This window comes from Pseudomonas sp. IPO3749 (genome assembly GCF_013386605.1).
Lineage (GTDB): Bacteria > Pseudomonadota > Gammaproteobacteria > Pseudomonadales > Pseudomonadaceae > Aquipseudomonas > Aquipseudomonas azotoformans_A.
In genome coordinates, this window is sequence record NZ_JACARN010000015.1 from 146,858 (window position 1) to 167,857 (window position 21,000).

A 21,000-nucleotide genomic window follows, 5' to 3' on the forward strand; every position below is an offset into this window, starting at 1 on the left:
TGAGGCGATACTAAACAAGTGTTCAGTAAGAAGGCAATCGGCAAACTGCAAATATTTTCAGAAGGGGAAATGGCCGACCTGAACCTTGCGTTCAGGCGGCCGCAGAAGGCTCAGGGCTTGAGCTGATAACGCTGGCGACCACCGGCCTGCAGGCCATCGACCCAGGCTTCGCAGATCTGGATACCCTGCTCCGGTGTGAACGTGCCGGGGTTGAGCCCCGACTCCAGCCACAACCCGTCGAGCAGCGCGCTCAAGCCGATGGCGGCCAGATCGGCGTCGAAGTGCTTCCAGCCCTCCTCCCTGGCCATGTCGGTCAGGGCCGAACGCATGATGGTGCGGTACTCGCCATAGGAGTGTTCGTGAGCCAGGTTGATCGCCGGCGCGGTCTTGACCGCGCCCCAGAACACCAGCCAGGCATCCAGCAGGTGCGGGTCGAGCAATTCGGCGGAAAACGAGCCACGGAACAACGCCGACAGGCGCTCCCGCGGGTTCGGCGGCGCCTTGGCCATGGTTTCGCGCAGCAGGCTCATGACCTGGTCGGTGATGGTGCGATAGGCCTCGGCCACCAGCTCATCCTTGCCCGAATAGTGATGGCTGATCAGCCCCACCGACACCCCGGCCTCGGCGCTGATCTTGCGGATCGACGCACCCTGGAAACCATCACGCTTGAGACACGTGAGCGTGGCCTGGACCAGATTGGCCTTGCGCACTTCCGGGTCCATCCGGGAAAAACGGGATTCCTGGGTCATGCGGCAAATTCCTACGATTGAGTCGGCAGCACGACTCTACCTCAGTCGCGATAGCCCGGCGACACCCGATCCAGCATCCGCAGCAACGCCGCCCAGGCCAGTTGCATGGCGTCCAGGTCGACCAACTCACCCTCTTCCAGCGGTCGCCCAGGGTTGTTGAATTGCTGCTCGGTGTAGGCGCACACCTCGGCGGACGGCAGCACCAGCTTGCCGCACGCCTGGGCGGCAATCTGGATATCGCAGGCCTTTTCCAGGTAATACATGCGCAGGAACGCCTGGCTGACCGTCTCGCCCACCGTCAGCAAACCATGGTTGCGCAGCATCAGTACCGGCTTGTCGCCCAGGTCCCGCACCAGCCGCTGCTGCTCATCCATGTCCAGCGCCACGCCTTCGTAGTCGTGGTAGGCCACCTTGCCGTAGAACTCCATGGATATCTGGTTGACCGGCAACAACCCGCACTCCAAGGCCGCCACAGCACAGCCGGCACGGGTGTGGGTGTGCAGCACGCACTGGGCGTCTTCGCGGGCGCCATGAATTGCGCTGTGAATCACGAAGCCCGCCGGGTTGACCGCATAAGCCGAGGGCTCCACGGCGTGACCGTCCAGGCCGATCTTCACCAGGCTTGATGCAGTGATTTCGTCGAACATCAGCCCGTAGGGATTGATCAGGAAGTGATGCTCGGGCCCCGGGATGCGCACCGAAATATGCGTGAAAATCAGATCGCTCATGCGGTAGTGCGCAATCAATCGGTAGCAGGCGGCGAGCTGTTCACGCAGCTGCTGTTCGGTGGAGTGAGTCATTTTTATTCTCCAGGCACGGGGTTGATGAAGGCGACGCTAATCCAGTCGCCAGTAAAAAAACAAGTTGATTTTTTACTGGCACTCGCCTCCTATAGAAAAATAACAATAACAGCGCCTGGAGTCTCTGCACCATGTCGCACCCGACCTTTCCCCATCTGTTCGAACCGCTGGAACTGCGTGGCAAACGCCTGAAAAACCGCATCATGTCCAGCGGGCATGACACCTCTATGCCCACCGATAACCGGGTCAATGCGCAGTTGATCGCCTATCACCGCGCACGTGCCGAGGGCGGCGTGGGGCTGATCGTGCTACAGGTGGCCGGGGTGCATGACAGTGCGCGGTATACCTCCCATGTGCTGATGGCGACCGACGACAGCTGCATTGACGGCTACCGCGAACTGGCCGAGACCTGTCACGCCCACGGCACTATGGTGCTGTCGCAGATCTTCCATCCTGGACGCGAAATCATGGAGTCCGCCGATGGTCTGCTCGCCGTGGCGTATTCGGCGTCAGGGGTACCCAATGAACGCTTTCGCGTGATGCCACGAGCGCTGGACCAGGCGATGATCAACGAGATTGTCGCGGGTTATGCATCGGCGGCCAGGCGCTTGCATGAGGCCGGGATCGATGGGGTTGAGGTGGTCGCCAGCCATGGGTATCTGCCAGCGCAGTTTCTCAATCCTCGGGTAAACCGGCGTACCGATGATTACAACGGTTCTCTTGAGCATCGAATGAAGTTCTTGAGGGAAATCATCGAAGCCGTGAGGGCCGCCACCGACGAACAGTTCATTATCGGGCTGCGTATTTCTGCCGATGAACGCGATCCCGAAGGGCTCACTGAAAACGAGTCCCTGGAAGCCGTTCAACACCTGCAAACCCAGCTGGATTACGTGCATATCGTCGCAGGTACATCAGCGTCACTCGGCGGCGCGATCCATATCGTGCCACCCATGGCGATTGCCGCCGCGTACCTCGCCAACGAGGCGGCGACGTTCAAGGCCAGTCTGTCGATTCCGCTGTTCGTCACCGGGCGTATCAACCAACCCCAGGAAGCCGAGCTGATATTGGCGCGGGGCCAGGCCGATGTCTGCGGCATGACGCGTGCGTTGATCTGCGATCCACTGATGCCGGCCAAGACCCTTGAGGGCCGTGCCGAAGATGTACGAGCGTGCATCGCCTGCAATCAAGCCTGCATCGGCCATTTTCACAAGGGACTGCCGATCTCCTGTATCCAGCATCCCGAGACCGGCCGCGAGCGGGTGTTTGGTGAATTGCAACAGGCAGTGAAGACCAAACGCATCATGGTGGTGGGTGGTGGCCCGGCAGGCATGAAAGCAGCGGCAGTCGCCGCGCAACGCGGGCATGATGTGACGCTATACGAAGCCAGCGGGCAATTGGGCGGGCAAGTGTTGCTGGCCCAACTGCTGCCACGGCGCAGCGAATTCGGCGGGGCCAGTACCAACCTGCAACGTGAAATGGAACTGGCGGGCGTACGGATGGTGCGCCATACCCGGGTCGACCGTGCACTGGTGGAACAGGAACAGCCCGATCATGTGATTATCGCCACCGGTGCCGAGCCCTATTGGCCAGCCTTCGAACACGGCGGCGAACTGCAAGTGGTGGACGCGTGGCAGGTGCTGCGCGAGCAGGTCACGTTGGGCCGCTCGGTGGTGGTCGTCGACTGGCGTTGCGACTGGATCGGCCCCGGTATTGCTGAGCGCCTGATGCGCGCCGGCCATCAGGTGCAACTGGCGGTCAATGGCACGCACTGTGGAGAAAACCTGCCGCTGTATGTCCGTGATCAAATGGCCGGAGAACTGCATCGGCTGGGCATCCCGATCATCCCTTACGCCCGCCTATACGGCTGCGATGACACCACGGTCTACCTGCAACACACCGCCAGCGGCGAGCCAATGCTGCTGGAGAATATCGACACCCTGGTGTTGTGCCAGGGCCACCAGCCGGTGGACACTCTGGGCGCGGAGTTGCAAGGCTTGGTGCCCTTTGATCGCATCGGCGACTGCCTGGCCCCGCGCACCGCCGAAGAGGCGATCTACGAAGGACTCAAGGTAGCGTGGAACCTGTGACAGACAATCCCCAGCAACTGTTTCTCGGCACACGCATTCGTGGGCTGCGCAAGGCGCGTGGCCTGACTCTCACGGCCCTGGCGCAGGCCAGCGAATTGACGGCGGGTTACCTCAGCCAGTTGGAGCGTAACCTGGCGTATCCATCAATTGCGGCACTGTTCAATATTGCCCGAAGCCTGGGCGTGACTCTTCAGTGGTTCTTCGCCAGCGAAACCGTGCCCGCTGTCGAGGACGAAGGCTATGTGGTGCGCAAAGATAACCGTCAAAGCATTCACTACGAAGACGGCATCGTCGACCAATTGCTGACGCCGTTGCCCAACCACCAACTGGAAATGCTGCAATCAAGCTTCCCGCCCGGCACCTATAGCCAGCAAAGCTACAGCCATGAAGGCGAAGAAGCAGGATACGTACTGAGCGGCCGGTTCGAGTTGTGGGTGGGTGAGCGACACTTCCTGCTGCAGGCCGGTGACAGTTTCAGCTTCGCCAGCCGTGAGCCCCATCGGTACGGCAACCCTGGCAAGGTAGAAACCGTGGTGATCTGGGTGATTACACCGCCGACATTTTAGGCCACCCATACAAATGGAGACGTTTCCTACGGGAACTGGCGACAGTGGCAAGGCGGCCATCAATGGTGAAGGCCCCTTTCGCTTGCTATAAAAATGGCTACTTCTCTTCGAGGATGTCGCCATGTCGTTATTGCATTTGTTGTTCGGGAAGCCGACCCAGGATGAGTGGGAGCGTGCGAAAGAGGTCAAGTCCCGTAAAACCTGGAAAGTCGTATACGGAGGTATCGGCTTGGACGCCGCTGAAGTCTTGGAGTCGCAGGGTTACAAGGACGCCATGGAGCAACTACGTAAAATGGAGGCTGATCATTCATGGGCTTGCTGATCATCGTCCCCTTGCTGGTCAGCGGATACATGGTCTGCATCAGGCACCCCTTTTTCTACGTACGCCTGCACCGCTTCCAAGGACAACTGCTCTATTTGCAGGTGGCCAGAATGGGGATGACTTGCCTGATCGTCTCGACCCTCCTGACTGCAGCCGTTCTGGCAGTGTCAAAGCAGGCGGTCCCGATCATGGGGCACGTCATTGCAACAGACTACAGCAGCTACTTGGGCACGCTATTGGTGCAGCTTGATATTGCCAGCGAAAAAAACGGTACGCTGTGGGTTTTCCTGATGCAGGTTGGCCTGACGGCCCTGGTAATTCCTTTCTTCTGGTCGGCGTTCTATGTAGGCGCGAAGAAGAAAATATTGCAACTGGAAACAGACGTCCAGCTCCACTCGCTGCTGGCGCTGGGTGTCCTTGAGGGCACGCCTTTCAGAGTCTTGCTGAGAGAGTCCATCGTGCAGTGCAGGCCGTGCATGTTCAGCTTGAACGATCGCAAGGTTTATGTCGGAGTCGTACTGTTCGCCGGTACACCGACCGAGTCCGAAGGTGTCGATCATGCCTTCACGCTGATTCCCATACTCAGTGGGTACCGAGACAAAGACACACTGGAGATCACACTGAATACTCACTACTCAACTGCAGCCAACCCGCCGCCCATCACACTGATCCAGGAAAATGTCGTCTCCGCCACACAGTTCGACTTTACTCTCTGGAACGCGGTCCATACCCGCAAAACCCGCAAGACGCGACAGGGCCAATTGCATCAACACCGCCCCGCGCGCCCGATGCACGCTGAAAGCCTCTGCGCTTGAGGCTCCAACGTCAGTCAAACTTCCAGTTCAACCCAACACGCAGCATCTGCCCATCGTTCTTGAACTTGGAATCATACCCAGTCCCTGCTCCACCGCTGCCCGGAATCACAGCGACGTTCAGCTTGTCTTCACCCAGGTCGTAGTACAGGTATTCGGTCTTGAACGACAGGTTCTTGGTGATGGCCTGTTCGATACCAGCTCCCACCGTGTACCCCATTTTGAAATGGCTCTGGTCGCCGCTGAACTGGGTATTGCCTGTGGGGCCGAACATGTCGACGCTCTGGCTGGTTTCGCCATAGGCCAGACCGGCCGTACCATAGACCAAGGTGTGGTCGAACGCATAACCGAAGCGACCGCGCAGGGTGCCAAGGTATTTGATCTTCGATTCGAATCTGTTGTTCAGCGCCAAGCGGGTGTTGAGTTGGGCGGTGCCGATGTTTCGGCTGTCTTGCAGGTCGGTATGAGAGATGTCCGCTTCGATACCGGCCACCCACTGGCCGAACTGGTAGTTGTAGCCGAACTGTATGCCGCCTAAGAGGCCGTTGCGGTCCAGGTCCACACGGCCAGGGCGTGCACCGCCGTTGATGTTGGCAATGTTCGGTGCGGCCTGGCCCTTGGTATCGACATCGCCGTCGCCACCAAAGCCGTAGCCGGCACTCAAGCCGCCGTAGAAGCCGGTCCAGTCGGTAGGGCCTTCGGACGAATAGGCATCCGCCGCCTGTGCGCCGGTTGAAGCAACAACAGTCAGTGCGGTAGCGGCAAGTAAACGCGTGATCATATGCAGAGCTCCTAGGTTTTTTAGGGGTGTAACAGGCACAGCGTTGCCGCACGCCGAGGGCAATCGGCGCGAGACATGAATTCAATTCGAGGGGTATTACTGAGCCGAAGGGCCCGGAATGAAGCTATTGGCCGAGAAAGCGGTAATCGGCACTGTAGGGTTCCAGGTGCAGTTCACCGATCTGGGCACAACTACCGCTGAATACGCCGCCCAAGGTATGCAGACGTTCCACCGCAACCACTTGTGCGAGCCCGCCGTCGCCCTGATGGCTCACCACGTCAAGGCGCAGCAGCGAAATATCCTGGGCACCCGCCCCCGGCGCCTGGGCAATGACCTTGCCGACCACCGCGCTGCGATCATCCAGTTGCCAGGTGGGCCCGGCAAAGTGTCGGCCAACGGTCTTGCCATTGATCATCAGCGTGGCAAGCGGCTCACGAAACTGCCAGGCAAGTTGACCCTTGTTATCGCGGGCACAGGTGTAGATCTGCACGCCGGCAGCCCGCACGGTCATCAACACTTGCTTGGCCGCGCCATTGGCCGGTTCCGGCAAGTCCTGTGCCTGTGCCCGCTGCGCGTCGACCGCACAGATCACCAACACAATCAGGCCGATCACTTGCACGACCAGCAGCGCCAGACGATTACGTCGGGTGATGGCATCAGGATCGGTGTCACTCATTTTTCGCCTGCCAGAAGAAGGGTCAAGAAGCGTCTGCTCAATCATGTTGAAGTCCGTCGGTAGCGGCTGGTTATCAGCGTCTGCAGGATGAACAACCGACCCGAACGGTTTATTCCCGACTATTTTCCAAGCCGGGCAAAAACCTCGCCTACCAGACTTCGATCTCCAGTTCCGCGAGCTGACTGGCCGGTGTCGGCACGATCTTGCCGCTGTGCATCACACCCTGGCGTGGCGGCTCGCGCTTGAGGTTTGGCACCGGTATCCGCCCGCCTCCGCGTACCGTTTGAGCACCGACCATCGCGAACTGGCCATTGGCGAAGTTCAGCCCCACGCCATTCTGGCGCTGGAAGTAGATCCACCAGCGTTCCTCCTCAAACTTCATGAACGCGAACCCGCGTGGATACGCAGCTTCGCCATAGTCGTCAAAGGTCATCGCGGTGGCCAAACCCAGGCCATGCCCATCGGCACGACTGAGGTATTCCTTGCTCAAGTAGTCGCTGCCACCCTGGACGTGAAACACCCGATACGTGAGCTCATCAAGCTGGTCGATCAAGATCGAACAGCCACTGAAGTCCGGCGTGAACACATAGCCAGTCGCGCCTGGATTGACCGGAATATCGCAGTAATCGCCCTGGGGAACCCAATGCCCCATCAGCGGCCGTTCGATCTTGCCGAAATCACCCGGTTTATCCAGGGTGGCCAGTCGGTATCCACCGGCTTTATGGCTATTGACGTCAAACACGTTGATCCCCTTCACAAGGCTTGGAGGAATGCGTTTGGCGGTCATGAAGTTCTGTTGCAGGAAGGTCTTGGTGGACGACAACGCAGTCATGCACGTGTTGGTCATAGGTGCTCCGGATAGAAGGAATGTGCAGACGTCTCGCCAGTCCCTGCAAACGCCGTTCGAATCACGGGAAATCATCAGAAGAACACCCTCACCGGACGCTTTATTCCATGATTTCGTTTAATCGGAATTCGTCTTTTCCATGCAGATAATTGTCTTCTTCCTACGCCCTATCAGCCGGTAGCCTTCGGCCCTGCGATGCCTTGCGCACGCACGAACACCGGCTGTTGCGACAGCATCGGTGCCTGACCCCCAGTGCTCGATAGATGGCGCCCACGTGAAAAAACTTTCGATAGTCCTCTTGCTCGCAGGCTTGCTCCAGTTGCCGCATGCCCTGGCGGCGCCAGCCACTATTGGCGTGATCGCCTATGCGGAAAAACCGCTGAAGCTGATACGCGCCACCAGCCTCTACACCGTGGGCGTCGGCACCCGGCTGCAAGGGGGCGATATCCTGCAGACCGGTACGGCAGGCGTGCAGATCGAAGGCATTGCGTCGACGACCCTGGCATTGGGTCCCGATACCCGCATCCTGATCGCGACCAACCGCACCGCCGCCCAAATCAATCTGCTCAATGGCTGGCTGAAGCTGCAACCAGTGGCGGGCAACACCCACGCCAACCTGGCGGTGACCACCGGCGCACTGGCGTTCACCGCCACCCAAAGTTCGAGCGTGATTCACGTGAGCCCACGCCAGACCGAGATATTCATCGAGGACGGCAGCCAAGTGGTCAATGAACTCGACACCCACGGCAAAGGCGAGCACAGCGTCACACTGGGCCATGAAGACTTTGCGCAGCGCAGCACCGGCAGCGCTCTTAAGATCGTGCCGCGTCCCGAGCAGGCATTTATCGACGCCCTGCCCCGCCAATTCCTCGACCCGCTGGTGCCCTTGGGCAAGAAAATCCCTGCCGCATCCGAGCCGAAAAAGGAACGTGACATCACCTACGACGACATTGCCCCCTGGGTTGTCAGCCCGCTCAACCTCAGCCAGCAGATGCTCGCCAGCCGCTTTGCGCCGCGCCTTAACGACCCGACGTTTCGCCAGGCGGTGAAGGTCAACCGTGGCGGGGTGCTGGAGTGGGAACTGGAGCTGTTGCGCCTGGAGCGTCGCAAGAATGCGCACTGATCCCCATCACGTCGGTCCCCGAAGGTCTTTATGAAACTGTCGCTTGCGGTCAAATTCAACGTGGTGTTCCTGGCGGTGTTTATCGTCGGTTTTATCGCCACCAGCCTCTCAACCCACTACATGCTGCAACAGAGTGCGCGCCGGGAAACCCTGGAAACCGCACGCATGCTGATGCGCTCGGCCTCTGCCGCCAGCACCTACACGGCCGAGCAGATTGTGCCGCTGCTGGAGAACCGCCTGAAGTTCCAGTTCCTGCCGCAATCGGTGCCGGACTTCGCCGCCATTTCGCACCTGCAGGAACTGCTCAAGTCCTACCCGGACTATGCCTACAAAGAAGCCACGCTCAACCCCACCAACCCGCGCGACCTGGCCAACGACTGGGAAAAAACCCTGATCAGCACCCTGCGCAGCCAGCCGCAGACCGACGAAATGGTGGGTGAGCGCGCCGATGAGAAAGGCACATCGCTGTACATCGCGCGACCGATCCAGATCAAGGACGCCGCCTGCCTGGCCTGCCACAGCACGCCAGATGCGGCGCCAAAAACCATGGTCGACATCTACGGAGCGGTAAACGGCTTCGGCTGGAAACTCAATGACACCATCGGCGCGCAACTGGTCTCAGTGCCACTGGACTTGCCGATGCAACGCGCCACCAGCCTGCTGCACAGCTACATGCTGTCGATGCTGGGGATCTTCGCTGTATTGTTCGTGGCCTTGAACGTGGCGGTGCACCTGTTTGTCACCCGGCGCCTGCGACAAATGTCGGCGTTGGCTGACCGCGTCAGCCTGGGCGAAACCGATGTGCCGCCGATGGACGTCAGCGGCAGCGACGAGTTGGCACGCCTGGGTCAGTCCTTCGGCCGCATGCGCACCAGCCTGGTCAGTGCCATGAAGATGCTTGAGGAATAGGGCCGCGATCATGCTTGAACAACTCGGCAAATACCGCATCGACAGCGTGCTCGGCAAAGGCGCCATGGGCACGGTGTACAAGGCGTTCGACCCGAACATCGCCCGCACCGTGGCGCTCAAGACCATCCGCAAGGAGCTGTTCGGCGACAGCCAGCACGCCGAGCTGGTCAGCCGCTTCAAGAATGAAGCCCAGGCCGCTGGCCGGCTGATGCATCCCAATATCGTCGCGGTCTACGACTACGGCGAGGACGAGGGCTCGGCGTACATCGCCATGGAGTTCGTCGAAGGCACACCGCTCAACACCCTGCTCGCCGCCCAGACACCCCGGGACCTCAGTCACAGCCTCGGCTGGATGCGCCAGTTGTTGCTGGCCCTGGAGTACGCGCACTCCAAGGGCGTGGTGCACCGCGATATCAAGCCGGCCAACCTGCTGATCACCGCCGACAACCACGTCAAAGTCACCGACTTCGGCGTGGCGCGCCTGGACTCCTCCACGCTCACCCAGACCGGCTCGATGATCGGCACCCCCAGCTACATGTCGCCGGAGCAGTTTTGCGGCGAATTGATCGACGGTCGCTCCGACGTGTTTTCCGCTGGGATCGTGCTGTACCAACTGCTCACTGGCGAGCGACCGTTTTCCGGCTCGGCAACCATGGTCATGCAGCAGATTCTCAACCAGACGCCGGTAGCACCGTCGAGCTTGAACCTGGCCCTCGACCCGGCGTTGGACAGTGTGATCGTCCGCGCCCTGGCCAAGCGCCCGGCCGACCGCTATCCCTCGGCGCACGCCTTTCTGGATGACCTTGAAGCGCTGCTCGGCACCACCACCGGCAGTTGGACAAGCGCCGATATCGACGATGATCGCACCGTGCTGATGCGCCCCAACCAACCCTTGAGCAGCGGCGTGACACCGTTAGCGACCGAAGCCGTGGAAACCCTCACGCCGTGGAAGCTGGCCGTGATGCCTGAGCTGGAGTCGCTGCTGTCCCACCAGATCGGCCCGCTTGCACGCTTCCTGGTGCGCAAGAGCCTCAATGGCGCCGATGACTTCGAGGGTATCTGCGCCGCATTGTTGCCGCATATCCCGTCGGAGCGCGGCCGTGAGCAGTTCACCAGCGCCAGCCAGTCGCTGTTCCAACGCCTCAACCCGCCGACTGCCGCGCCCGAGGTGGTGGCTGAACCCACCGCGATTGTTCCGACCACCGAGGTGATCCATACGTCAGTCGACCCCGACTTCGCACACATGGCCGAACGCCGGCTGGCGGTGCTGATTGGTCCCATCGCCCGCATCGTGGTCAGTCGCGCCTTGCGTGCAACCTCACTGCGCCAACCCTTTTTGCAACGGTTGGCCGAGTCTATCGAGAGCGAGGCCCAGCGCCTGGCGTTCCTCAACAGCTTTGAGCCCCTGCCATGACCGACTCCCCCCTCAGCGCCTGCGGGCCTTATCGCCTGGCCTGCGCGGTCGCCTATGGGGCCAGCGATGTCGGTACGGTGCGCCAGAGCAACGAAGACAATTTTCTGGTGGAGCCCAGCCTCGGGCTGTTTGCCGTAGCCGACGGCATGGGCGGCCATGAAGCCGGCGCCCTGGCCAGTGCCGAAGCCCTGATCAGTTTGCGCCAGGCGCTCAATGCCCACCGTGTCGACCCACTGAACGACGGCAGCGACCCGGACGCCACCTGGTCGGACCCGGACATGCAAGCCGCCAGTCGCCTGCACAACGCACTCGATCAAGTGAACCAGTGCGTCTACCAGCAAAACGTGGCACGGCAGATGAGCGAAGGCAGCGGCATGGGCACGACCCTTACAGGGGTATGGCGCCCGCATGCCGATGGGCCACTGTTGCTGTTCCACGTAGGCGACAGTCGTTTGTACCGCTACCGCGACGGCGAACTGAGCCTGCTGACCCGCGACCAGACCTGGTATCAGCAAGCCCTTGAGGCCGGCAAAGTCGACCGTTTACCGGCACGCAACCTGCTGTTGCAAGCCATCGGTCCAGGGCCGCGGGTAGAACCGCAAGTACGCGTGCAACCCGTGAAGCGCAACGACCTGCTGATGCTCTGCAGCGATGGCCTGCACGGTTGCGTTCCGCACCAGGAAATGGCTCAGGTACTCGCCGCTGCCAGCCGCGACACGCTGGAGACTGCCTGCCAGCGGCTGATCCACCTCACCCGCGAATACGCCGGGCGCGACAATGTGACGGTGCTGCTCGCCTGGTTCGACGACTGAATCGCCTTAAGGCAACTTGAACGCCTCATCCACCGGCACGCGATAGCCGGTGGCCAGGCGGTTGGTTTCGTTGGCCATGCCGACCACCGCTTGCAACTCGCCGAACATCTCGTCGGTCATCCCCGCCTTGCGCGCTGCTGCCGTGTGGGACGCGATGCAGTACGGGCAATTATTGGTCACGCTGACAGCCACATAGAGCAACTCCTTGGTCAGTGGGTCCAATGCCCCCGGTGCCATGATTTCCTTGAGACTTTCCCAGGTCCGACGCAGGGTCGGCGGATGGGCGGCCAGGCATTTCCAGAAATTGTTGACCTGATCGACCTTGCGCGTGCGCATGATGTCGTCATAGACCGCCCGCACTTCGGGGCTGGCATCGGCGTATTCGGTGAGATGTTGAGTCATGGGATGTCCAACGCGGATGGAGAGTGTTCTGGAATACCGCGCCGCCGCCATTGCTGGCAAGTGAAGCCTGAGAATCCTGGATGACGGAGTTGACGAACGGTCATGCGAATGTTCAGATGCCGGCCTGTTTCAGGTGCCCCCTGCCGCCGTGCTTGGGGTGAAACGGGAAACCGGTACGCTCTTTTGAGCCAGTCCGGTGCTGCCCCCGCAACGGTATTCGCGTGATCCCTTCGACACACCACTGTGGCCTGCGTGCCATGGGAAGGTGAAGGGTTCCATACGCGAGAGCCCGGAGACCGGCCTGGAATTTCTGTTAGGCAAACTCCTGCGGTGGGCGGGCATGGGCCGGTATCGGCGTGCGCGCGATGCCTTCTCCTGCGTGCTTCTGCGAAGATACTTTCGAGAAGACTATGATTCGACGTTCCCTGATCCCTTTGTTTGGCTCGCTGTTCAGCCCCCTGTTGCTGGCCGACGACAACACCCTGGTGCTCAACCAGCAGATCGTCTCCGCCCCTTCCGTGGAATCCACCACTGTCGCCGCCATGGCCCAGTACGGCAGCAAAGTGGAGATCGTCACCCGCGAACAGATCGAACGCGCCGGCCCCGCCGCCGACGTGACGCGGGTGATGCAGATGTTCATCCCCGGCCTGTATGTGGCGCCGAAAAACGGCCCGTTCGACTACGGCACCTATTCCCTGCTGGGCGGGCGCAACGATGACACATTGATCCTGCTCGACGGCGTGCGCCTGAACAACCGCCTGTATGGCGGCCTCTACCTCGACACGCTGCCAGCCAACGCCATCGAGCGCATCGAAGTGCTCAAGGGCGGCCAGAGCCTGTTGTTCGGCACCCAGGCGGTGTCGGGGGTCATCAACATCGTCACGCGCAGCCCGCAGACCCGCGAGGCGTCCGGTGAGGTGAACGTGGGAGTCGATACCTTCGGCGGCACCACCGGCGATGCGCGGGTGGAGAAGATCTTCACCAACGGCTGGGGCGACCTCGGCCTGCTGGCGTATGTCAGCCGCAACGCCTCCGAGGGCTACCAGCCGTTTCGCAACAGCGACTACAGCGGCCGCGTCAGCGACAAAAAGCGCTCGTACGAAGTGACCACCTTCGGCACCAAGGCCATCCAGTCGTTTGGCGATGACTCGCGCCTGGAACTGTTCTACCAATATGCCGATGCCAACCTTGATTTCGCACGGCCGGTGAACAACTACAAGACCACCAACGACCGTGTGCAACAGATCGCCACGGCGACTTTCGAACAGGCGGTCAACGAGCGCCTGAGTTATTTCATCAAGGGCCATATCAACGACTGGGACACACGCTACACGCGGATCGATAACACCGCCGACGGTGGTCGTAACGTACGTAACAACAACGACTACTGGGGCTTCACTGACTGGGGTGTACAAGCCGAGGGCAAGGCCGAGTTGCCAGGCGGCCATGTGCTGGTGGTGGGCAGCGACAACCAGTGGTTCAAGGGCCAGGACGATGTACTGGTGATCGACGACAACAAGGCCCAGGCCCACGCGCTGTATACGCAACTGCGACCGCAGATCGACGCGCTGCCCAACTGGCACCCCAGCGTGGGCGTGCGGCATGAAGCCATGAGCGGCGGTGACAGTGCCACTGTCGGCATGCTCACCTCGCTCTATGACCTCAACGACCACTGGGCCCTGCGCGGCCAATACGGTACGGCCTACAAACTGCCCAACGCCGAACAGCTGTTCGTCAACGAGCCGGGCGACGAGATTGGCAACCGCAATCTCAAGCCGGAGAAGAGCCGCAACGCCGAACTGGGGATCGACTACAAGGGACTGCTGGGCGAGCGCGACTTCAGCGCCAGCGTCACGCTGTTCAAACGCAAGATCACCGACTTGATCACGCTTGACGATGTGCAGTGGGTCAACGGCCAGGGCCAGCTCCAGATGCGTGGCTTCGAGGCCGACGCCAAGCTTGCGCTCAACGACCAGTGGAGCCTGCAAGCCGACATGACCCGCAACCTCACCGAGTCCCGCACCGGCGTCACCCTCAACGACATTCCGAGCTTCTTTGCCCGTTCACGGATCGGTTTCGAATCGGAAAACCGCTTATGGGGCGCAGGTACTGCGATCCGCTATATCCGCGACATCACCAGCTCGAAAAATGTCGAATACGGCCACTACTCCGTGGTGGACGCCGATGCCTATCGCTACCTCGACAACGCCCACCAGCACCGCCTGAGCCTGCTGGTGGAAAACCTGTTCGACCGCGACTACGTCACCAGTCGCGCCAGCAACGTCGACAACCTCGGCCGCCCATTCACGTCTGAGGTGCGTTACACGTATCGCTTCTGATGACTGAGATCACCAAAATCGACGGGGTGGACTTCCATCCCGACTGGTCCCGCATACCGGACCACGCCCGCCATGTACTCCTGTGCACCGGCCCGCGCTGTACGCAGCGCGGCGCCTTGCAACTGTGGAAAACCCTGCGCCGCCGACTGCTGGAACATGAGCACATCGAAGTGCCCGGTGGCGTGCTGCTGACGCGCACCCATTGCCAGTTCCCGTGCAATCTCGGACCGGTGCTCACGGTGTATCCCGAGCGTTGCTGGTATGGCGTGCACAACAAGGCCGAAGTGCTGCGTCTGGTGGATGTGCACCTGGTGGGCGGCGATGTGGTGCAAGACCTGCTGATCAAGGACGCCCCATGAAACAGCCATGGCTATGGTTGAGCGCCCTGCTCTGCTGCACACCGGCGCTGGCAGACAGTTATCGCAACTGCGCCCAGGACTGGAGCGTGCCTCCTTCACCACCGTCGCGCATCGTGGCACTCAACCAGCACGCCGCCGATTTGCTGCTGGCGTTGGATGCCGGGCCTTCGCTGGTAGGTGTCGCGTACCTGGACGACAACGGCATTACGCAGCGGCACGGCAAGTACTTTGACGTGCCGGTCATCGCGGCGAAATACCCGTCCAGTGAAGTGCTGTATGCACAGCGCCCAGACCTGGTAGTCGGCGGTTTCGCCAGTGCCTTTGGCGATGGCGTGACCTCACGTACGGGACTAGCGAACAACGGGGTGGCGTCGTACCTGCTGGAAGCCGCCTGTGCGGGTCACTCTCTGGATTACTTTGGGCATATCCGTCAGGACTTGTTTACCCTCGGCGCCCTGTTGCACAAAACCCAACGCGCTCAAATGCTCAGCGACGCGTTGGATGCTGACCTGGCGCGCGCCCATGGGCTGATGGGTGATGCCCGTCCGCTGTCGGTGTTTTACCTGGACAGTGAAGTGGGTGGACTCGATAGCGAAGGCCAACGGGTTTGTCACCACCTTGCTGATGGCCTCCGGTGCACGCAATGTACTGGCCGATATCCCGTTGTCACGGGTGACCGTCAGCAATGAAACCCTGTTAGCCAAGGACCCGGACGTGATCCTGCTGGCCGACGCCCTATGGTCACCGGCCAGCCGCAAGCGGCAGTTGCTGACCACCGACCCGGTACTCTCCAAGCTGCGCGCCGTGCGCGAGAACCGCATGATCGACATTCCCTTCACCCACGTGGTGCCCAACATGGGCAGCGGCCAGGTGGTACTGTCATTGGCACAGCGGTTCAAGGCGCTGGCGATTCGTGCCGTGCGGTAAAGAGTCCTTTTCGGATTCGGCGGTTTTTCCGAAGGAACGACGGGCGGATACTCGACTCCATTGTTCATCCCCCTTCAGGAGTTACTGATGTCTACCCCAACGCAAAATGTTCCGGCCTTCGGCCTTGGCACCTTCCGCCTGCAAGGCCAAGTGGTGATCGATTCCGTCAGTACCGGCCTGGAACTCGGCTACCGCGTGATCGACACCGCGCAGATCTACGAGAACGAAGCCGATGTCGGCCAGGCGTTTGCCGCCAGTGGCATCCCGCGTGAAGAGCTGTTCATCACCAGCAAGATCTGGATCGCCAACTTCGCCGAAGGCCAGCTGATTCCAAGCCTGAAAGAAAGCCTGCGCAAACTGAAGACCGACTACCTGGACTTGACCCTGATCCACTGGCCCTCGCCGGAAGACCAGGTGCCTGTCGCCGAATTCATGGGCCAGTTGCTGGAAGCCAAGCGCCTGGGCCTGACCCGCCAGATCGGCATTTCCAACTTCACCATCGACCTGATGAAGCAGGCGATTGCAGCCGTTGGGGCCGAAAACATCGCCACCAACCAGGTCGAACTGCACCCCTACCTGCAAAACCGCCAGGTCGTGGACTTCGCCACCGCCAACGGTATCCAGATCACGTCATACATGACCCTGGCCTACGGCGAAGTGCTCAAGGACCCGGTGATCCAGCAAATCGCTGAACGCCATCAGGCGACCCCAGCGCAAGTAACGTTGGCCTGGGCCATGCAATCGGGTTACGCGGTCATCCCGTCCTCGACCAAACGCGCCAACCTTGAAAGCAACCTCCAGGCCCTGCAACTGACCTTGAGCGCCGCCGACATGGCACAGATTGCCAAACTGGAACGCGGCCATCGCCTGACCAGCCCCAAGGGTATCGCACCAAAATGGGATTAAATCCCGGCTGCTGGCGCTTGGGATAACTCCCGCAACCACGGCAACACCCGCAGGCCAGCAGTGGCTGCGGGTGGGTCGATAATGTCCATGAAGTGTTCGAGGTTGACGTTGTCAGGCACGCCGGGTAGTCGCACCAGCACTGCCGGCGTTGCGTCGGCGCGGGTGCTCAGGTCCAGGTGATCGTAGACCAGCACGTGGTGCGCCTGGGGTTGAGGCCCGTAAGCGTGGGCCGTCAGCCCCGCATTGATAATCAGCACATCAAAGGGCCGGGCCGGGATGGCAGTGAGCAACTGGACCTCTTCAAAGGTTTCCACTGGTACGATCCGGAAATATCCCAATCGGTTGAGCATCTTCTCGATATACAGGCGTTGCAGGTGTTGTTCATCGGCAATCAGGATGGTCAGTGCTTTGTTTGGCATGGTGAACCCCTGGGCAGGCAGCGCTCGTCGGTGAGCGGGGCCCATTTTCCAGACATATCCCGAAGACAAAATCAGGTTTGTTCCTGTTCCATGTAGGAACTCTCCCAAATCCACCGAATGGCCATCCACTTCAGTCACGCCTGCTTGATGCAGGCGCTCAGACTGTGATGCAAGCTATCAATGGCGCGGCCCATGGCTTCAACCGACGCCGCCAGTGCATCACGATCCCTGCTTTCACACACACCCTCCAACGTTTCACAACACGCGATCAGCGCCGGCGCCTTGACCATGCGCGCCCCACCTTTGACGCGATGGGCCAAGTCATGCAACTTGCCAAAATCCGCGTGTTCTTGCAGCGCCGATAGCAGCAAGCGGTCCTCTGCGAGGCTACCGAGCAATGGCGCCAGCAACTCATTGAGTCCGGCAGTATCATCGCCGGTCAGTGCGACCAGCGTACTCAAGTCACACACCGGCACGACCTCCTCCGCCACCGGTGCCGCGGTGCGCGATGCCAACGCCGTGCGCAGGTCATCAAGGCCGGTCGGTTTGAAGAGACAGCCGTCCATGCCCGCCTGCCGGCAGCGTTCGGCCTCCTCCGGTTGCGCGTTGGCGGTAAACCCCAGAAGCAGACACGGCACCAGGCCACGCTGACGCTCGTGGGCCCGGATATCACGGGCCAATGTGTAGCCATCCATGACGGGCATGTTGCTGTCGGTGATGACGCCATCAAACTGCCCGGCCTGCCACAGTGCGAAGCCCTCAGCGCCGTCCTCGGCCGTCACGATGTGATGCCCCAGGAAGCTCAGTTGTCGCGTCAACAGCAAGCGATTGGCCGGGTAATCATCGACCACCAAGAGGTTCAATGCAGGTGTCGCAGGCGCAGGTTGAACAGGTAAGGACACCGCCGTTGCGGTGGTCAGCGCCAGCGCCAACGTCACGTCCACTCGCGTCCCCTTGCCCTGCACACTGCTCAAATGCAATTGACCGCCCATCATCTCGCACAAGTTACGGCTGATCACCAACCCAAGGCCGGAGCCACTGCGCGCCGATTGGTCGTTGTTGCTGCCCTGGATAAACGGGTTGAACAAGCGCTGCTGATCTTCGGCGCTGATGCCAATCCCCGTATCTTCCACAAATAGCCGGAGGTTCAAGTGGTCACCGGCCAATGCCGGTGCGCTCTGAGCGCCCAGACGTACCTGCCCGGTGGTGGTAAATTTGATGGCATTGCCCAGCAGATTGGAGACCACTTGCTTGAACCGCAACGGGTCGATCAACACCATCCGGTCGATCAGCGGATCAAACTCGACGAGCAGCTGCAACCCCTTGTCCCGCGCCAGCCCCTCGAAAACGCGTGCCACGGAGGCCAACAACTCATGGAGGTTGGCCTGCTCCAGGCTCAAGGACAGGTGACCGGTTTCAATCCGTGCAATGTCCAGGATATCGCCGATCAGCTCCAGCATGCTCCGGGATGCCATCGACGCCACCTCCAGCGCATCCTGATCGACACGGCCCTGCTCGGCGTTTTTCTGGGCCAACTCGATCATGCCGATCACCGCATTCATGGGTGTGCGGATCTCATGGCTCATGGTCGCCAGGAACGTGGTTTTGGCCCGGTTGGCGGCGTCGGCTTCCTCCTTGGCTTCCTGCAACTGGCCCAGCAGGCGCTGGCGTTCGCTGACATCCACCCAGCCGGCAATCATGCCCACGACGCTACCATTGCTGTCACGGTATGGCAGCATCCACTGGTAAATGGTCAGCACGCCACCTCCCGGCACCTTGAGCACGCGATCCTGGATCTGCGGCTCGCCCCGCTCCATCAGGTCCAAGTAATCGGCATGGAACGACTGGGCCTGCGGCGGGTTGCCGGTGTCGGTTTGCACCACAGTCTTGCCGATCACGTCCTCCAACCTGAAGCCAAATACATTAAGGTATGCGTTGTTGCAGGCCATTAACCGGCCCTGGCGATCGCGCACGTAAATCGGATGGGGTGTGCCGTCGATCAGCACGCTCATGAACCGCATCTGGTCGCTCAAGGCGCGTTCTGCCTGGGCGCGCTTGCGTATCAGGTTGCGCAGGTAGAGTCCCCAACCCAGGGTCACCAGCAGCAGCAACGCAGCCAGGCCAAACCCCTGGATGATCACATTGCGATGGCTGCTCCAGTAACTGTCTTCGATGACGATCTCACTGCGCCACCGGTTGGTGAGTTCGTCCATTTCTTCGGGGGTGATACTCAGCAATGCCTTCTCGAGGATCGAATACAGTTCCAGTTGGCTGCGGTTGACACCGAAGGCAATGCGCGCCGGTTCCGTACCGATCGTGCTGGTAATACGCAGGCGGTCTCGGAAATTGCGTGCAATCATGTAGCGTGCGCTGATCAATGAAATGACCGTCGCATCGACACTGCCCTTTGCAACCAACTCCATGGCCTCTTCAGGGTTTTCGACGTCAACGAACTCGATACCTGGGTAGTCTCGGGCAATTTGCGCGGCCAGGCTGTTGCCGCCAATGAATGCCAGGCGCTTTCCGGGCATATCTTCCAGGGTGAGCAACCGCTCGTCGTTGGCCCGCGTCACCAGCACATAAGGATTGGACAGGTAAGGCCGGGTAAAGCGGACCTTTTCGGCACGCTCGACGCTGGGCGTGATAACTGCAAGCATGTCCACTCGCCCGCTGCTAACCTCATCAATTTGCCTAGGCAACGAATTGCCATGCACCGCCTCGAATTTCAAGCCTGTGCGCAAGCTGATCCGCGACAGCACTTCATCGCTCAACCCCACGAACTGCCCTTTCTCATCTAGAAATGACAACGGCATGAACTTGTCGAGCACCGCGACCGTTACCCGTGGATGCTTCTCCAGCCAACGCTGCTCACTGTCGCTCAAGCGCAGTCGGTCTGCCTCCAGAAAACCGCTGTCTCCGGCACTCCAGCGGCGCAGTATGCTCATTTGCTGACTGGCCGGGATAACGGCCAGTGCTGCGTTGATGATATTCAGCAGACGGATGTTATCCCCGGTGAACGCGAACCCGAACGGATTGACCTCCAGCCCGGAAAAATCGGCCATGCGCACATTATTGAGATGATTTTTGTTGATCAGGTAACGGGTACTGATGACGTCCCCCAGGTACACATCCGCCTGACCGAACGCCACGGAGCCGATGGCTTGGGGGGTAGAGCCATACAACAGCAACTGCGCCTTGGGGTAATAGGCTTGTACCGCTTCGGGTTGCATGTAGTGGTAGAGCATCGCCACGCGTTTACCGGCCAGGTCGGCGCTCAGTAAATGACTATCCCCCGTGCGGGTTACCAGCACAGGTTGATCATTGGCGTAGGACCGCGACAGTAGCAGGCTCTTGTCGGCCTTTTCGTAACCATTGGCGGACCCTACCATGTCCACCTCACCGAGCTTCAGCGCCTCGATCACCTCATCGCGGGTGTCGTAGCGTCGAACCTCGATAGGGATACTCAAGATAAGGCTGATCAACCACGCGTAGTCAGCGGTGATCCCTTCAAAATCATTGTTGTTGCTCAGGTCGAAAGGCGCGTAGTCGGGTGCCGATACCCCCATCACCAACGTGCGTCGCTGGCGCAACCAGCGCCAGTCGCTTTCATCAAGCTCCACGCCTGGGTTCTCAAGGGTGGCGTGACCGAGGAGCCGTAGGGAGTGCGGCTCATCCAGGGCCATCGCTGCATGGGAAAACAACCCGATCAGCAGGATGGCCGTGAATCTCAACAGCCCGGAGGTGGTCATT

At 60.5% G+C, this 21,000-nt stretch carries 19 protein-coding genes, 1 pseudogene and 1 riboswitch; of the genes and pseudogenes, 12 read left to right on the forward strand and 8 right to left on the reverse strand.

The annotated features are described in order from the left end of the window. Positions 1-110: 110 nt before the first annotated feature. Together HX812_RS07780 and HX812_RS07785 are read right to left on the reverse strand one after the other, a co-directional pair. The gene (locus HX812_RS07780) at positions 111-749 is read right to left on the reverse strand and encodes a TetR family transcriptional regulator C-terminal domain-containing protein (protein ID WP_038851358.1); all 639 of its coding nucleotides are present in this window, start codon (positions 747-749) and stop codon (positions 111-113) included. A gap of 41 nt (positions 750-790) precedes the next feature. After that, on the reverse strand, positions 791-1,549 hold the full coding sequence (locus tag HX812_RS07785) for a class II aldolase/adducin family protein (protein ID WP_038851356.1): 759 nt from the start codon (positions 1,547-1,549) through the stop codon (positions 791-793). 131 nt (positions 1,550-1,680) lie between these two features. Here HX812_RS07785 and HX812_RS07790 point away from each other — a divergent pair, with 131 nt between their 5' ends. The 4 genes from HX812_RS07790 to HX812_RS07805 all read left to right on the forward strand — a co-directional run bounded on the left by HX812_RS07790 (position 1,681) and on the right by HX812_RS07805 (position 5,339). Beyond that, on the forward strand, positions 1,681-3,636 hold the full coding sequence (locus HX812_RS07790) for an FAD-dependent oxidoreductase (RefSeq protein WP_038851354.1): 1,956 nt from the start codon (positions 1,681-1,683) through the stop codon (positions 3,634-3,636). Then, positions 3,624-4,202: a cupin domain-containing protein gene (locus tag HX812_RS07795; protein WP_038851353.1), complete on the forward strand. Its 579-nt coding sequence runs from the start codon at positions 3,624-3,626 to the stop codon at positions 4,200-4,202. Before HX812_RS07790 ends, HX812_RS07795 begins: the two co-directional genes overlap by 13 nt. Before the next feature lie 121 nt (positions 4,203-4,323). Next, entirely contained in the window at positions 4,324-4,524 is a 201-nt protein-coding gene (locus tag HX812_RS07800; RefSeq protein ID WP_016977387.1) for a hypothetical protein, read from the forward strand. Continuing rightward, positions 4,512-5,339, forward strand: a complete 828-nt coding sequence (locus HX812_RS07805) for a hypothetical protein (RefSeq protein WP_038851351.1) — start codon at positions 4,512-4,514, stop codon at positions 5,337-5,339. Before HX812_RS07800 ends, HX812_RS07805 begins: the two co-directional genes overlap by 13 nt. Positions 5,340-5,349: 10 nt before the next feature. On the opposite strand, the gene HX812_RS07810 is transcribed toward HX812_RS07805, so the two are convergent. The 3 genes from HX812_RS07810 to HX812_RS07820 all read right to left on the reverse strand — a co-directional run bounded on the left by HX812_RS07810 (position 5,350) and on the right by HX812_RS07820 (position 7,640). Then, entirely contained in the window at positions 5,350-6,117 is a 768-nt protein-coding gene (locus tag HX812_RS07810) for an outer membrane protein (RefSeq protein ID WP_038851349.1), read from the reverse strand. A 124-nt stretch (positions 6,118-6,241) separates the two neighbouring features. Then, entirely contained in the window at positions 6,242-6,793 is a 552-nt protein-coding gene (locus HX812_RS07815; protein ID WP_038851348.1) for a DUF3455 domain-containing protein, read from the reverse strand. A gap of 148 nt (positions 6,794-6,941) precedes the next feature. After that, entirely contained in the window at positions 6,942-7,640 is a 699-nt protein-coding gene (locus HX812_RS07820) for a hypothetical protein (protein WP_038851347.1), read from the reverse strand. Between the two features lie 274 nt (positions 7,641-7,914). Here HX812_RS07820 and HX812_RS07825 point away from each other — a divergent pair, with 274 nt between their 5' ends. From HX812_RS07825 to HX812_RS07840, 4 genes are read left to right on the forward strand one after another with little or no spacing between them, the layout of a single operon-like run. Continuing rightward, entirely contained in the window at positions 7,915-8,763 is an 849-nt protein-coding gene (locus HX812_RS07825) for a hypothetical protein (RefSeq protein WP_038851346.1), read from the forward strand. Positions 8,764-8,793: 30 nt separating this feature from the next. Then, positions 8,794-9,672, forward strand: a complete 879-nt coding sequence (locus HX812_RS07830; protein WP_038851345.1) for a DUF3365 domain-containing protein — start codon at positions 8,794-8,796, stop codon at positions 9,670-9,672. Positions 9,673-9,682: 10 nt separating this feature from the next. After that, on the forward strand, positions 9,683-11,086 hold the full coding sequence (locus HX812_RS07835; protein ID WP_038851343.1) for a serine/threonine-protein kinase: 1,404 nt from the start codon (positions 9,683-9,685) through the stop codon (positions 11,084-11,086). Continuing rightward, positions 11,083-11,898 (forward strand): PP2C family serine/threonine-protein phosphatase, encoded by an 816-nt coding sequence (locus HX812_RS07840; RefSeq protein WP_038851341.1) that lies wholly within the window; start codon positions 11,083-11,085, stop codon positions 11,896-11,898. Before HX812_RS07835 ends, HX812_RS07840 begins: the two co-directional genes overlap by 4 nt. A 6-nt stretch (positions 11,899-11,904) precedes the next feature. Here HX812_RS07840 and HX812_RS07845 read toward each other — a convergent pair whose 3' ends face one another. Beyond that, positions 11,905-12,300: a carboxymuconolactone decarboxylase family protein gene (locus HX812_RS07845; RefSeq protein ID WP_038851339.1), complete on the reverse strand. Its 396-nt coding sequence runs from the start codon at positions 12,298-12,300 to the stop codon at positions 11,905-11,907. A 114-nt stretch (positions 12,301-12,414) separates the two neighbouring features. Then, positions 12,415-12,620, forward strand: a riboswitch (cobalamin riboswitch). Positions 12,621-12,710: 90 nt separating this feature from the next. Between HX812_RS07845 and HX812_RS07850 the strand changes: the two genes are divergently transcribed. From HX812_RS07850 to dkgB, 4 genes and pseudogenes are all read left to right on the forward strand, one after another. Beyond that, complete coding sequence (locus HX812_RS07850; protein ID WP_038851337.1) at positions 12,711-14,639, forward strand: TonB-dependent siderophore receptor; 1,929 nt, start codon at positions 12,711-12,713, stop codon at positions 14,637-14,639. Continuing rightward, complete coding sequence (locus tag HX812_RS07855) at positions 14,639-14,998, forward strand: ferredoxin (RefSeq protein ID WP_038851336.1); 360 nt, start codon at positions 14,639-14,641, stop codon at positions 14,996-14,998. The genes HX812_RS07850 and HX812_RS07855 overlap by 1 nt, the downstream gene beginning before the upstream one ends. Next, positions 14,995-15,925: pseudogene (locus tag HX812_RS07860) on the forward strand (ABC transporter substrate-binding protein). Before HX812_RS07855 ends, HX812_RS07860 begins: the two are co-directional and overlap by 4 nt. An 87-nt stretch (positions 15,926-16,012) precedes the next feature. Beyond that, positions 16,013-16,831, forward strand: coding sequence for a 2,5-didehydrogluconate reductase DkgB (dkgB, locus tag HX812_RS07865; protein WP_038851334.1), 819 nt, complete (start codon positions 16,013-16,015; stop codon positions 16,829-16,831). Here dkgB and HX812_RS07870 read toward each other — a convergent pair. Further along, the gene (locus HX812_RS07870) at positions 16,828-17,250 is read right to left on the reverse strand and encodes a chemotaxis protein CheY (protein ID WP_038851332.1); all 423 of its coding nucleotides are present in this window, start codon (positions 17,248-17,250) and stop codon (positions 16,828-16,830) included. The genes dkgB and HX812_RS07870 overlap by 4 nt on opposite strands. Positions 17,251-17,384: 134 nt before the next feature. Beyond that, entirely contained in the window at positions 17,385-20,999 is a 3,615-nt protein-coding gene (locus tag HX812_RS07875; protein ID WP_038851330.1) for a transporter substrate-binding domain-containing protein, read from the reverse strand. Position 21,000 lies beyond the last annotated feature (1 nt).

Coding starts and splice junctions, on each gene's coding strand:
- HX812_RS07780 (WP_038851358.1), bottom strand. CDS start 749: ATGACCCAGGAATCCCGTTTTTCCCGGATGGACCCGGAAGTGCGCAAG.
- HX812_RS07785 (WP_038851356.1), bottom strand. CDS start 1,549: ATGACTCACTCCACCGAACAGCAGCTGCGTGAACAGCTCGCCGCCTGC.
- HX812_RS07790 (WP_038851354.1), top strand. CDS start 1,681: ATGTCGCACCCGACCTTTCCCCATCTGTTCGAACCGCTGGAACTGCGT.
- HX812_RS07800 (WP_016977387.1), top strand. CDS start 4,324: ATGTCGTTATTGCATTTGTTGTTCGGGAAGCCGACCCAGGATGAGTGG.
- HX812_RS07805 (WP_038851351.1), top strand. CDS start 4,512: ATGGGCTTGCTGATCATCGTCCCCTTGCTGGTCAGCGGATACATGGTC.
- HX812_RS07810 (WP_038851349.1), bottom strand. CDS start 6,117: ATGATCACGCGTTTACTTGCCGCTACCGCACTGACTGTTGTTGCTTCA.
- HX812_RS07815 (WP_038851348.1), bottom strand. CDS start 6,793: ATGAGTGACACCGATCCTGATGCCATCACCCGACGTAATCGTCTGGCG.
- HX812_RS07820 (WP_038851347.1), bottom strand. CDS start 7,640: ATGACCAACACGTGCATGACTGCGTTGTCGTCCACCAAGACCTTCCTG.
- HX812_RS07830 (WP_038851345.1), top strand. CDS start 8,794: ATGAAACTGTCGCTTGCGGTCAAATTCAACGTGGTGTTCCTGGCGGTG.
- HX812_RS07835 (WP_038851343.1), top strand. CDS start 9,683: ATGCTTGAACAACTCGGCAAATACCGCATCGACAGCGTGCTCGGCAAA.
- HX812_RS07840 (WP_038851341.1), top strand. CDS start 11,083: ATGACCGACTCCCCCCTCAGCGCCTGCGGGCCTTATCGCCTGGCCTGC.
- HX812_RS07845 (WP_038851339.1), bottom strand. CDS start 12,300: ATGACTCAACATCTCACCGAATACGCCGATGCCAGCCCCGAAGTGCGG.
- HX812_RS07850 (WP_038851337.1), top strand. CDS start 12,711: ATGATTCGACGTTCCCTGATCCCTTTGTTTGGCTCGCTGTTCAGCCCC.
- HX812_RS07855 (WP_038851336.1), top strand. CDS start 14,639: ATGACTGAGATCACCAAAATCGACGGGGTGGACTTCCATCCCGACTGG.
- dkgB (WP_038851334.1), top strand. CDS start 16,013: ATGTCTACCCCAACGCAAAATGTTCCGGCCTTCGGCCTTGGCACCTTC.
- HX812_RS07870 (WP_038851332.1), bottom strand. CDS start 17,250: ATGCCAAACAAAGCACTGACCATCCTGATTGCCGATGAACAACACCTG.
- HX812_RS07875 (WP_038851330.1), bottom strand. CDS start 20,999: ATGACCACCTCCGGGCTGTTGAGATTCACGGCCATCCTGCTGATCGGG.